Annotated in this window: 11 protein-coding genes; 9 read left to right on the forward strand and 2 right to left on the reverse strand. The window is 72.6% G+C overall.

Going from position 1 to position 11,747, the window contains the following annotated elements; genetic code table 11:
- Window positions 1-7 precede the first annotated feature (7 nt).
- Window positions 8-1,495, forward strand: coding sequence for a tripartite tricarboxylate transporter permease (locus QN157_09490; GenBank protein ID MDR7555828.1), 1,488 nt, complete (start codon window positions 8-10; stop codon window positions 1,493-1,495).
- 8 nt (window positions 1,496-1,503) lie between these two features.
- Window positions 1,504-2,094 carry an HAD hydrolase-like protein gene (locus QN157_09495; GenBank protein MDR7555829.1) on the forward strand — a complete coding sequence of 197 codons (591 nt, stop codon included), beginning with the start codon at window positions 1,504-1,506 and terminating at the stop codon, window positions 2,092-2,094.
- A gap of 60 nt (window positions 2,095-2,154) precedes the next feature.
- Here the strand turns inward: QN157_09495 and folK are convergent, their stop codons facing one another.
- Window positions 2,155-2,643: a 2-amino-4-hydroxy-6-hydroxymethyldihydropteridine diphosphokinase gene (gene folK / locus QN157_09500; GenBank protein ID MDR7555830.1), complete on the reverse strand. Its 489-nt coding sequence runs from the start codon at window positions 2,641-2,643 to the stop codon at window positions 2,155-2,157.
- 49 nt (window positions 2,644-2,692) lie between these two features.
- The gene (folP, locus tag QN157_09505) at window positions 2,693-3,514 is read right to left on the reverse strand and encodes a dihydropteroate synthase (protein MDR7555831.1); all 822 of its coding nucleotides are present in this window, start codon (window positions 3,512-3,514) and stop codon (window positions 2,693-2,695) included.
- A gap of 373 nt (window positions 3,515-3,887) precedes the next feature.
- Between folP and QN157_09510 the strand changes: the two genes are divergently transcribed.
- From QN157_09510 to QN157_09540, 7 genes are all read left to right on the forward strand, one after another.
- Complete coding sequence (locus QN157_09510; GenBank protein ID MDR7555832.1) at window positions 3,888-4,904, forward strand: TIGR03619 family F420-dependent LLM class oxidoreductase; 1,017 nt, start codon at window positions 3,888-3,890, stop codon at window positions 4,902-4,904.
- Window positions 4,901-6,103 (forward strand): Xaa-Pro peptidase family protein, encoded by a 1,203-nt coding sequence (locus QN157_09515; protein MDR7555833.1) that lies wholly within the window; start codon window positions 4,901-4,903, stop codon window positions 6,101-6,103. The genes QN157_09510 and QN157_09515 overlap by 4 nt, the downstream gene beginning before the upstream one ends.
- A 2-nt stretch (window positions 6,104-6,105) precedes the next feature.
- Window positions 6,106-7,392, forward strand: a complete 1,287-nt coding sequence (locus QN157_09520) for a pyridoxal-phosphate dependent enzyme (GenBank protein ID MDR7555834.1) — start codon at window positions 6,106-6,108, stop codon at window positions 7,390-7,392.
- Window positions 7,393-7,606: 214 nt separating this feature from the next.
- The gene (locus QN157_09525) at window positions 7,607-9,136 is read left to right on the forward strand and encodes an ABC transporter substrate-binding protein (protein ID MDR7555835.1); all 1,530 of its coding nucleotides are present in this window, start codon (window positions 7,607-7,609) and stop codon (window positions 9,134-9,136) included.
- 12 nt (window positions 9,137-9,148) lie between these two features.
- Window positions 9,149-10,066 (forward strand): ABC transporter permease, encoded by a 918-nt coding sequence (locus QN157_09530; protein ID MDR7555836.1) that lies wholly within the window; start codon window positions 9,149-9,151, stop codon window positions 10,064-10,066.
- Window positions 10,059-10,970, forward strand: coding sequence for an ABC transporter permease (locus tag QN157_09535; GenBank protein ID MDR7555837.1), 912 nt, complete (start codon window positions 10,059-10,061; stop codon window positions 10,968-10,970). Before QN157_09530 ends, QN157_09535 begins: the two co-directional genes overlap by 8 nt.
- Before the next feature lie 61 nt (window positions 10,971-11,031).
- Window positions 11,032-11,745: a GntR family transcriptional regulator gene (locus QN157_09540; GenBank protein ID MDR7555838.1), complete on the forward strand. Its 714-nt coding sequence runs from the start codon at window positions 11,032-11,034 to the stop codon at window positions 11,743-11,745.
- Window positions 11,746-11,747 lie beyond the last annotated feature (2 nt).

An 11,747-nucleotide genomic window follows, 5' to 3' on the forward strand; every position in this document is an offset into this window, starting at 1 on the left:
TGCTGAGATGGATGCCGTCCTGAAAGGGCTGGCCTTCGTCCTCCAGCCCACCACGCTGCTGTGGATCGTGGTGGGCGACATCGTGGGCATCTTCATTGGCGCCCTGCCGGGCCTGACCGCGACCATGGGGCTGGCCCTCCTCCTCCCCATCACCATCCAGCTGGACAGCCTGACGGGCATTGCCCTGATGCTGGGGCTCTACTTCGGTGCGGTGACGGGCGCGTCTATCCCGGCGATCCTCTTTGGCATTCCCGGAAACCCCAACGCCATCGCCACCGTGCTGGACGGCCTGCCCCTGGCGCGGAAGGGGCAGGCCGGGGTGGCTCTGGGCGGGGCGGTGATCGCGTCCCTGATCGGCGGGCTGATCAGCACGGTCGCCCTCCTGGTCGCCTCCCCGGCGCTGGCCCGCTTCTCCCTGCTCTTCGGGCCGGCCGAGTACTTTGCCCTGGCCGTCGCCAGCCTGACCATCATCGCCAGCGTCTCGGGGACCTCGCTGCTGAAGGGGCTGGTGATGGGGGCGGTGGGAGTCCTGCTCTCCACGGTGGGCATCGATACCATGACCGGCGCCAAGCGTTTCATGTTCGGCAACCCTTACCTTGCCAACGGGATCGGCCTGGTGCCGGTGCTCATCGGGATGTTCGGGATCACCCAGGCGCTGGAGGACGCGGCCCGCCCCGGCGGGGTGGGCGAGATGGTCACCCAGCGGCTGGGCCGCCTCTTTCCTCCGCTGGCACAGCTACGCCGCATGTGGCGCATCATCCTGGAGTCGAGCTGGATCGGCACGCTGGTGGGCATCCTCCCGGGGGCGGGGGCGAGCGTGGCCGTCATGCTCGCCTACGAGCGCGCCAAGCAGCTCTCGGAGCGGCCGGACGAGTTCGGCAGCGGCAGGCTGGAAGGAGTCATCGCGCCCGAGGTCGCCAACAACGCCTGCATCGGTGGAGGGCTCATCCCCACGCTGACCCTGGCCCTGCCCGCTGAGTCCGCCGCCGTCCCCATCCTGGCCGCGCTGGTCATCCACGGAATCACGCCAGGGCCGCTGCTCTTCTCGTTCCAGCCGCACTTCATCTACGCCGTGGTCTTCACCATGATCGTGGCCAACGTCACCACCTGCATCTTTCAGCTGGGTGGCATCCGCCTGTTCGTCAAGGCGCTAAGCGTGCCTCCGGCCACGCTGACTCCGCTGATCATCGTCCTCTCGGTGCTGGGCGCGTATGCGCTGAACGGATGGCTCTTCGACGTAGGAGTGGCAGTGGCCGCCGGCGTGGGCGGGTTCTTCCTGAAGCGCGCCGGGTACCCCCTGATCCCGCTGATCCTGGGCCTGGTGCTGGGCGGGATGCTGGAATCCGAGTTCCGCCGGATGATGATCATCACCGGAGGCGACCTCACGGTCTTCGTCAGCCGGCCGCTGGCTGCGCTGCTGCTGGCCGTTGGCGCGATTTCGCTGGTCCGCCAGCTCGCGGCGCAGCGTCGTAGGGCTGCGGGGCATGGGCAGTGAGCCGGGCAGTGACGCGGTCTGTCGTCGTCTTCGACTACGATGGGACGCTGGTGGACACCTTCGCCGCCAAACAGGCAGCGTACACGCGGGCGGTGCTGGAAACGCTGGCCCTGGACGAGTCTGCCCGGGCGCTGGTCGAGGCGTCCTACGCCCGCACCAGCGGCGCGCACCGTTTCACCCAGCTGGCGGAGACGGCCCGGGAGCTCGGGGTGCCTGTGACGGACGCGCAGCGAGAGGAGTTCTCCCGCCGCTTCTCCGCCTACAATGCCGCGCTGGCCGACGCCATGCCGGAGTTCCCCTCCGCCCGCCGCGTCCTTCAGGGGCTGGCCGCGCGGTACGACCTGGTGCTCACCAGCGGCATGCCCCAGGACGTGCTGGTGGCGGACGTCAGGCGGCGCGGTCTGCTCGCATACTTCACGCGGGTGGAGGGTGGGGACAAAGCCGCCACGTTGGACCGCCTGCGCGCGGAGGGCCGGCGCGTGGTGCTGATGGTCGGTGACACCGCCCATGATGCATCGGTGGCCGGCTCGCGGGGAGTGCCGTTCTACCGCGTGGGTAGCGACGCCGACCTGGCCCGCCTCCTGGAGATCCTTGCATGAGCCGCCTGGCCAGTAGTGCCAGGCGCGGCCGGGACGCCGCGCAGGGTTATCGGCGCGCCGTCACGTTGTCTCAATCCGGCGTACGCGCTGCCTGTTCCCCAGGGCATGCAGCAGCTCGGTGACGCTGCGCCCGTCGGGCAGCCGCAGGGTGGGATCGAGGTCGGCCAGGGGCAGTAGCACGAAACGTCGGCGCGCGAGCTCGGGGTGCGGCAGCGACAGGCGCGGCGAGGCCACGACCTCACGGTCGTACAGCAGGATGTCGATGTCGATGGTGCGCGGGCCCCAGCGGGCCTCCCGCGTGCGCCCCAAGGCCGCCTCGACCTGCTGGACCGCGTCCAGGAGGGCGTGGGGGTCGAGGGTGGTCTCGACGAGCAGGACCTGGTTGAGGAACCAGGGCTGGTCGACCGGGCCGACGGGCTCGGTCTCGTAGACCGCGGAGCGCGCCAGCACCCGAATCCCCGGCGTCGCACGCAGGCGCGCCTCGGCCTCGCGCAGCAGCGCCAGACGGTCGCCCAGGTTGGAGCCGAGGCCGAGGTAGGCCCGCGCCATGCTCACCTCGTCGGCGCGCGCCGCACACCGTGCACGTCCATGCCCGCGGTCACGCCTCGCGCACGATGGCATCGGTCATCCGTGCCACCCGGACCATGGCCCGTACGTCGTGCACCCGGACGATGTCGGCCCCAGCGGCGATGGCGAGCGCGACGGTCGCTGCCGTCCCTTCGAGGCGGTCCTCGACGGGCAGACCACCCAGCACCTTGCCGATCGTACCTTTGCGCGACGTCCCCACGAGGATGGGACAGCCCAGGGCCCGCAGCTCGCCGAGGCGGCGCAGCAGCTGCAGGTTCTCCGCGAGGGTCTTTGCGAAGCCGAATCCGGGGTCCACGATGATACGGTCCCGGGCGATGCCGGCGGCGGCCGCCGCCGCGATCCGCTCGCGGAGGAACGCCACCACCTCGGCGACGACGTCCCGGGCCGGGGCGCCATCCGCCGGCGGGGGGGCCCAGTGCATGAGCACCACCGGCACCTGGGCCTCGGCGAGGACGCCGGCCATCGCGGGGTCGGCCCGCAGCGCGCTCACGTCGTTGACCATGGCTGCGCCGGCTCGGAGCGCTCGCCGGGCGACCTCCGCCTTGCGGGTGTCGATGGAGACCGGCGCGCCCAGGTCGGCGGCCAGCCGTTCGACCACCGGCAGGACCCGCCGCAGCTCTTCTTCGAGAGGGACGGGGCTGGCGCCGGGCCGCGTGGACTCGCCGCCGACGTCGATGAGGTCGGCACCCTCGGCCAGCATGGCCTGCGCCCGGGCCACGGCCGCGTTGACGTCCGTCACGCCGTCCCCCGCGAACGAGTCGGGCGTCACGTTAAGGATGCCCATGACGTAGGTCCGCCGCCCACGCTCGAGGAGGAGCGTTCCGATGCGCATTGCCGCCACCGGTCGCGATCGTCCGGAAGGTGTTTCGAGCATAGCGATCAGCGCCCCGGACGTCAAATTGGCACACGGCCCACGCGGCGGCGCTGGCGCAGCGCGAGGCGCGCGAGGGCAGGGCCCCCGAGGGCAGGGCGTGCGAGGGCCAGGCGCGCGCGAGGCTGAGGTGTCTGGCGCACCCGTCCGGGCCGTAGGCTGCATGACGCCATCCTGCGCGACCCCCGGGGACCACACCCGTTGCCGCAAAGGAATATCTGATCTAGACGTCTAATCACTTCTCGACACACACACACACACACGCTCTCGAGGAGGCGTCGGTCCTCGCGCGCCGGCCGCTGGAGTCTACCCGCGGCGGGCGCAGGACCCACCCATGAAGTTCGGCGTCGGCCTGCCCACCTGCACCGAGGGCATGATGTACCCCGTGCCGTTCGCGGCCCCGGCGGACGTCGTGCGCATCGCCGTCGAGGCCGAGGCGCTGGGCTACTACGCGGTGATGGGCAACGACCACATGACCACGCAGCGGTACGTGCGCGCCGAGTTCGACGTGCCGCCCAACTTCTACGAGCCGCTGGTCACCTACGCGGTGCTGGCGCCGCAGACGTCGCGCATCCGCCTGATGACGGGCGTGATCGTGCTGCCGATGCGCACACCCGTGGTGCTGGCCAAGCAGGTGGCGACCCTCGACCAGTTCTCCGGCGGCCGGGTGCTGCTGGGCGTCGGCGTGGGGGCCTACCGGGAGGAGTTCGAGGCGCTGGCCCCGGGAGCCCAGGCGCAGCGGGGCGAGATGCTGGAAGAGGGGATTGCGGCCCTGCGGCTGCTGTTCACCGAACGGCGTGCCACGTTCCGCGGCCGCTACTACGCGTTCGCCGACGTGGAGATGTACCCGAAGCCCCTGCAGCGGCCGCTGCCGATCTACGTCGGGGGCAACTCGCCGCGCCACCACCGCCGGGTGGTGCAGTACGCCGACGGCTGGCTCCCCGCGGCGCTGACCCCCGCCGAAGTGGCGGCCGGCCTGGCCCGGATCAGGGCGTACGCGGCCGCAGCCGGCCGCGAGCTCACCCGTCTCGACGTGGCCCTGCAGGTGGGCGTGAGCATCGCGCCCACGCGCGAGGCGGCGGTCGAGCGCTTCCTGCGCTCGCAGCTGTACAAGCACCTGGTCTCGCTGCGGGGCTCGACGATGCGGGGCCTGGCCGTGGAGTCGTTCGCCGAGCGCAACCTCCTGGGCACGCCCGAGGACATCCGCCGGCAGGTCGAGGCCTACCGGGACGCTGGGGTGACGCACCTGGCCGGGCTGCTGTTCGTGGCCAACACCGTCGCCGAGTTCCTGGAGAGCATGCGGCTGTTCGCCCGCGAGGTCATCGCAGCGTTCCCGGAGGCAGCGCCGTGACCGGCCCGCTGCTGCACGCCGCCCGGGCCGAGGCGCTGATGGCCGCGCAGGATCTGGACGCGCTGGTGGCCACCACCTACCAGAACGTCTACTACGCCAGCGGGTTCTGGAGCTTCACCCAGCCACTCCTGCGCACGGCCCAGGTGTACGCGGTGTTGCCCCGCGGCGCGCCAGACCGGGTCGCCGTGGCCTTCCCCGTGGGCGAGGCGGACATGGTGGCCGAGTGCCCGCCCCATGCGGCGCAGCTGATCCCCTTTGGGGTGTTCTACGTGGAGCGCGGCGACGGGCCGCTTGGGGGCGCTGGCGACGCGCGCCTGCTGCAGCTGGGCGTCGAGGCGGTGCCGGAGCCCACGGCCGCCGACGCGCTGGTGGCGGCGCTGGCCGCCGCCGGGGTGACCGCGGGGCGCGTGGGCATCGACGAGATCGGGATCGCTCCCGACGTGCTGGAGCGCGTGCGCGCGCGGCTGGATCGGCTGACGTTCCTCCCGGCCGCACGCACCTGGCGCGCCGTCCGCGCGGTCAAGACGCCGGAGGAGGTCGTGCGCCTGCACCGTGCCGCCCGCATCGTGGAGGGCGCGATCGACGCGGCGCTGCAGGCCGCCCACGCCGGGATGACCGAGCGCGCCATGGCCCGGGTGTTCGACGAGGCGGTCCTGGCTGCTGGCGCGCAGCCGCTGTTCGCGGTGATCGCGTTCGGCGCGCACGCCGCGTACCCCAACGCGCGCCCGGGCGACCGACGGCTGGAGGCTGGCGATCTGATCCGGTTCGACGTGGGCTGTCTCTTCCAGGGGTACTGCGCCGACATCGCCCGCACGGCTGTGTTCGGTGCCCCGTCGCTGCGCCAGGCCGCCGTCTACCGGGCCTTGCTGGCCGGGTTGGACGCTGCGCTGGACGCGGTGCGCCCGGGGGCGAGCGCGCAGGACGTGTTCGAGGCGGCCATGGCGGCGGCCCAGCGCGCCGGGCTGCGGCACTACCGGCGGCACCACGTCGGCCACGGCGTCGGGCTGGAGATCTACGACGAGCCGCTGCTCGGGCCGGGGCAGGCCATCCCGTTGGAGGCCGGCATGGTGCTGGAAGTCGAGACACCGTACTACGAGCTGGGGTTCGGCGGACTGCAGGTGGAGGAGACGGTCCTGGTCACCGACGGCGGTTGCCGGCTGCTGACCGAGAGCGACCGCAGCCTGCGGCAGGTGGGGTGACCATGGGACGGGTCGTCGGCCTGCGCTGCCTGCGTTGCGACGCCGCCTTCCCGCCGCAGGAGATGCCCCGCGGCTGCCCGCTCTGCGCCGACGACCGCGGCGCCAGCAACGTGACGCCCGTGTACGCGGTGGACCTGCGGGGTGACGCGCTGCGCGCGGCGTTCGCCGCGGGCCCCCGGTCGATGTGGCGCTATGCGCCGCTGTTGCCCGCCGACGGCCCGCCGGTCACCCTCGAGGAAGGGTGGACGCCGCTCGTGCGACTGGAGCGGCTGGGCGACGCGTGGGATCTGCCCGGGTTGTGGGTGAAGGACGAGACGCGCAACCCGACGGGGTCGTTCAAGGACCGCATGGCCGCCGTGGCGATCACGCGGGCGCGTGCCGCCGCTGTCGACGTGGTCACCCTGGCGTCGTCGGGGAACGCCGGCGCGTCCGCCGCAGCCTACGCCGCCCGGGCCGGCCTGCGGTGCGTCGTCTTCACCACCCCGCAGGCCCCGGAGGCGGTACGGCAGCAGATGCAGGCGCTGGGCGCGCTGCTGGTGGCGACGCCCACCGCTGCCGAGCGATGGACGCTGCTGCGGGCGTGCGTGGAGGAGCTCGGCTGGTATCCGTTGACGAACTTCCTCACACCGCCCGTGGGGAGCAACCCCTTCGGCGTGGAGGGCTACAAGACCATCGCGTTCGAGATCTGCGAGGCGTGCGACTGGGAGCCGCCCGCGTGGGTGATCGTGCCCACCTGTTACGGGGACGGGTTGTGGGGGATCGTCAAGGGGTTCCTGGAGCTGCGCGAGCGGGGGCTGATCGCGCGCACGCCGCGGGTCGCGGCCGCCGAGGTGTTCGGGCCGTTGCACGCGGCGCTGGCCGCTGGCGCCGATGCCGTGGGGGCTGTCCCCGCGGGTCCCTCGGTGGCCTGGTCGATCGCAGCGGGCGTCAGCACTTACCAGGCGCTGCACGCGCTGCGCGCCGCCGGGGGCTGCGCCGCCGTCGTCGACGACGCCGCCATCCTGGAGGCTCAGGCGCAGCTGGCTGCCGCAGAAGGGCTGTTCGTCGAGCCGTCGTCCGCCGCCGCGCTGGCGGCGGCTCGCGCGCTGCGGCGCCAGGGCGCGCTGGCCCGCACGGATCGGGTGGTGGCGGTCCTGACGGCGACCGGCCTGAAGGATCCGGGGCCTGCCGCGCGCCCGCGTCCGTCGGTGCCCGTGGTGGCGCCCCGCGTGGACGCGCTGGTGCAGGCGCTGGCGGAGCACTATGGGGTCGTTGTGGAGCCGCCACGCGCACGGCCCGCCACGGAGTAGCCCGACGCGGATGCACCACGTGTGCTGGTGGGCGAGGCCGGTTCGCCGTCCGGCCGTGTGAGGGTGGTCCGGGGACGCGGATGCGTTGCGTACGTGGGCGGGCGAGGAGGAGGGGGCACATCGTCCGGCGCTCGCGTGTCCAGTGAGGAGAGCGCAGTGTCCCGCGTGTCCAGTCAGGAGAGCGCAGTACCCATGGCGTGGAGGTGGTGATGCGATGCGACGTCTGCACCGGCTCGTGGTGTTGACGGTAGGCGCGGTCCTGCTCGCGGGCGGGCTGGCGCCCGGTCCGCAGGTGGCAGCCCAGGCACCACGCCGCCTCGTGATCGGGATCGGCTCGATTCCCAACACGCCCGACCCCCACCTGGACAGCACGGCCAATGCGCTGCCGGCCTACGCCACCATGTTCGAGAAGCTGGTAGCGAGCGACGGGAAGGGCGGGTTCCGCGGCGTGCTGGCCCGGTCGTGGCGGCTGGTGGATCCCACCACGTGGGAGTTCACGCTCCAGTCGGGCGTGCGCTTCCACAACGGCATGACGCTGACGCCCGAGGACGTCAAGTTCACCATCGAGCGGATCCTCGACCCTGCGACGCGCTCGCCCTGGCTGGGGCGCATCTCCGCCATCGAGCGCGTCGACGTCACCGGGCCCCAGACCCTCCGCATCGTCACCCGGGGCCCCTTCGCGCCGCTGCTGCAGGGCCTGACGGTGGTGGACATCCTGCCCGCGGCGTACTTCCAGGAGCGCGGGGCCGCCGGGTTCGCCGCGGCGCCGGTGGGGACCGGGCCCTTCGTCTTCGGCGAGTGGCACCGGCAGGATCGCATGGTCGTGCGCGCCAACGCGGGCTACTGGCGCGGCCGCCCGCGCCTGGACGAGATCGTCTTTCGCGCCATCCCCGAGGACTCGACCCGCGTGGCGGGGCTGGAGACCGGCGAGCTGGACGTGGGCGTGCTGGTGCCCCCCGAGCAGGTCGACCGGCTGAAGGCGCGCGGCCTGCAGGTGGGGACGGTGGACCTGGCGCAGGGCATGGTGGTGAACCTGCGCTCCAACGTGCCCGGGCCCCTGCAGCACCGCAAGGTGCGTCAGGCCCTCAACTATGCCGTGGACAAGGAGGCGATCCTGCGGTCGATCCTGCGCGGCCACGGCCGGATCCTCAACGGACAGGTGGTGGGGCCCGATGCGTTCGGCCACAACCCGAACCTGGCGCCCTACGCCTACGACGTGGCGCGAGCGAAGCGGCTGCTGGCCGAGGCGGGCTACGGCGGTGGGTTCGAGGTGACGTTCCACGGCACCATCGGGCGCTACACCAAGGACAAGGAGATCGAGGAGCTGATCATCGGGCAGCTGGCCGAGGTGGGCGTGCGCGCCCGCCTGGAGATCGTCGAGGGCGGTGTGTACATCCAGCGACACATCGCGCGCCAGCTGGGACCGCTGTGGATCTGGGCCTGGCAGTACTTCCCCGCCATGGACGCCGACCTGCCGCTCAACTTCTTCACGTGCGCAGGGGTCGGGAACTTCTTCTGCAGCCGTGACTTCGACGACCTGTTCGCGCAGACACGGCGCGAGATGGACCCAGGCCGGCGCCGGGCGCTGTTGCAGCGGCTCGCGCTGCTCGTGCGGGAGGAAGCGCCGGTCATCTTCCTGGTGCAGACGCCGGGCATCTACGCGGCGCAGCCGCGGGTCACGGGCTTCACCTGGCGGTCCGACTACCTGATGGACCTGCACCGCGTGGACCTGCAGCGGCGGTAGGCCGCCCAGGGCATGGTGTCGTACGTCGCCCGCCGCCTGCTCGACGCCGTGCTGGGCGTGCTGGGCGTCACCACCATCGCCTTCCTGGCCATCCGGCTCTCGGGCGATCCGGTGGCGCTCCTGGTCACCGAGTACGCGACCCCCGAGGACATCGCGCGGGTCCGGCGCGTCCTGGGGCTCGACCAGCCGCTGTGGGTGCAGTACGGGCGGTTCCTCGGCGACGTCCTGCGGGGCGACTTCGGGGAGTCGCTGCGCTTCATCAAGCCGGCCGCGCCCCTGGTCTACGGAGCGCTCCCGGCGACGCTGACGCTGGCGGTCGCGGCACTGTTCATCGCGCTGGCGCTGGCCCTGCCGCTTGGCCTGCTGGCCGGCATGCGGCGCGGCTCGGTGCTCGACGGGGCCGCGATCGTGCTGGCCACCCTGGGCCAGTCGGTCCCCTACTTCTGGCTGGGCATCCTGCTGATCATGGCCTTCGCGGTGCGCCTGCAGTGGCTGCCGGCGTTCGGCAGCGAGAGCTGGCGCCACCTGATCCTCCCCGCCCTGACCTTGGCCATGACGCCCATGGCCCGTATCGCGCGCATCGTGCGGGCGGGCATGGTCGAGGTCCTGACGCAGGACTACATCAGGACCGCGCGCGCCAAAGGTCTGCCCGGCGGCGCCATCGTGCTCCGCCACGCCTTGCCCAACCTGGCCATCCCGCTGGTGACGATCCTGGCGCTGGACTTCGGCACGCTGCTGGGCGGTGCCGTGGTCACCGAGACGATCTTCGCGTGGCCGGGGGTGGGTCGGCTGGTGGTACAGGCGATCCAGAGCCGCGACTACCCGGTGGTGCAGGCCGCGGTGTTCTACCTGGCTACGAGCGTCGTGCTCCTCAACCTGGCGCTGGACGTGCTGTACGCGCGGCTCGACCCGCGCATTCGCTATGCCTAGGGCCGTCGCCGAGGTCCGCGTGCGGCCGGCGCGCCTCGTGCTGGCGCCGGTCGGGGCCCCGGGCCGCCGGCGCGGGTGGCGCCGCCACCACCACGTGGCAGCACTCGCGGCAGCGTTCCTCGCGGTGGTCGCCATGGTCGCGCTGCTGGCGCCCTGGGTCGCACCCCACCCGCCGACGCGCCAGCGGATCGCGCAGCGGCTGCTCCCACCGTCCTGGGCCGGCGGGCGCCCCGAGCACGTGCTCGGCACCGACCAGCTCGGCCGGGACATCGCCAGCCGGATCGTCTACGGCGCCCGGGTGTCGCTCGCCGTGGCGGTGGTGGCCGTGGGGCTGGCGGCGGGCACCGGCGTGACGCTGGGCGTGACCGCCGGCTACTACGGGGGGCGCCTGGAGCGGGTGCTGACGCGCCTGGCCGACGTCCAGCTGGCGTTCCCGCTCACGCTGCTGGTGATCACGCTCATCGCCATCCTCGGCCCGGGGCTTGGCAACGTGGTGCTCGCCATGGCCCTCGGCGGCTGGGCGACGTACTTTCGGATGGCGCGGGCGCAGGTGCTGGCGTTGCGCGAGGCCGAGTACGTGATGGCTGCCCGGTGTCTGGGCGTGCCCGATCGCCGCATCGCCTTCCGGCACATCCTTCCCAACGCGCTCTCGCCGCTGGTGGTGCTGGCCTCGTTCTCGGTCGCCCAGGTCATCATCCTCGAATCGGCCCTCAGCTTCCTCGGCCTGGGGGTGCAGCCCCCGACGCCGACGTGGGGGGGCATGCTCGCCGACAGCCGCGACTACCTGGCCGTGGCGTGGTGGCTGGCGGCCTTTCCCGGCCTCGCCCTGACGCTGACGGTGCTGGCGATCAACGTGCTGGGGGACTGGCTGCGGGACCTGCTCGATCCGCGGCTCGTGATGTGAGCGGTGTAGGTGGTGCGAGCTGGATGGGAATGCCCATAGGAAGGAGACGAGCCGGGCCGTCATGATGCGCCTGTCGCTGTCGAAGCAACTCTACCGACGGCTGCGTCACGAGATCCTGGCCGGCCGGTTCGCTGACGCCGACCGTCTGCCCTCGGAAGCCGCCCTGGCCCGGAGCTTTGCGGTGAGTCGCATGACGCTGCGCGAGGCGCTGCGCGCGCTCGAGGAGGATGGCCTGCTCGTCCGGCGGCACGGGGTCGGTTCGTTCATCACCCGGGAGGTCACGGCCGGCCTCGAGCGGTTGGAAAGCTTCACCGAGACGATCCGCCGCGCCGGACGCCAGGCCCGCGACCGCGTCCTGGCCATCCGCCCGGTACCGCTCACCGCCCCCGATGCCCGGGCCCTGGGCCGTACGCCAGGCAGCCCCGGCGTGCTGGTGGAGAGCCTGCGCTACGCCGATGGCGTGCCCGTCATCTACTGTGCAGACCTGCTGCCCCTCGACGTCGTCGGCACCGCCGAGGCGGTGCAACAGCGCCGGGAGCGGGAGTCGCTCCAGGAGTTCCTGGAGCGCGACGTCGGCGTGGTGCTGCGGCGCGCGGTGCTGGCGCTGCGCGCGGTCGGCGCGCCCGCCCGGGTGGCGCGGCACCTGGGCGTGGCGCGCGGGCGTCCGGTCCTGCTCCTGCACGGCACGGCGGTGGACGTGACGGGCCGCCCGGTCTACCTGTCCACCAACTACGTGCGCACCGACCGGTACGTCTTCACCGTGGTGCGGCGGTGACG

The sequence above is a fragment of the Armatimonadota bacterium genome (genome assembly GCA_031459855.1).
In the GTDB taxonomy this organism is placed as follows: domain Bacteria; phylum Sysuimicrobiota; class Sysuimicrobiia; order Sysuimicrobiales; family Humicultoraceae; genus Fervidifonticultor; species Fervidifonticultor primus.

Excerpts from the sequence above, each read along its gene's own strand:
- QN157_09490 (MDR7555828.1), top strand. The coding sequence starts at position 8 with ATGGATGCCGTCCTGAAAGGGCTGGCCTTCGTCCTCCAGCCCACCACG.
- folK (MDR7555830.1), bottom strand. The coding sequence starts at position 2,643 with ATGGCGCGGGCCTACCTCGGCCTCGGCTCCAACCTGGGCGACCGTCTG.
- folP (MDR7555831.1), bottom strand. The coding sequence starts at position 3,514 with ATGCGCATCGGAACGCTCCTCCTCGAGCGTGGGCGGCGGACCTACGTC.
- QN157_09510 (MDR7555832.1), top strand. The coding sequence starts at position 3,888 with ATGAAGTTCGGCGTCGGCCTGCCCACCTGCACCGAGGGCATGATGTAC.
- QN157_09520 (MDR7555834.1), top strand. The coding sequence starts at position 6,106 with ATGGGACGGGTCGTCGGCCTGCGCTGCCTGCGTTGCGACGCCGCCTTC.
- QN157_09525 (MDR7555835.1), top strand. The coding sequence starts at position 7,607 with ATGCGACGTCTGCACCGGCTCGTGGTGTTGACGGTAGGCGCGGTCCTG.
- QN157_09530 (MDR7555836.1), top strand. The coding sequence starts at position 9,149 with ATGGTGTCGTACGTCGCCCGCCGCCTGCTCGACGCCGTGCTGGGCGTG.
- QN157_09535 (MDR7555837.1), top strand. The coding sequence starts at position 10,059 with ATGCCTAGGGCCGTCGCCGAGGTCCGCGTGCGGCCGGCGCGCCTCGTG.
- QN157_09540 (MDR7555838.1), top strand. The coding sequence starts at position 11,032 with ATGATGCGCCTGTCGCTGTCGAAGCAACTCTACCGACGGCTGCGTCAC.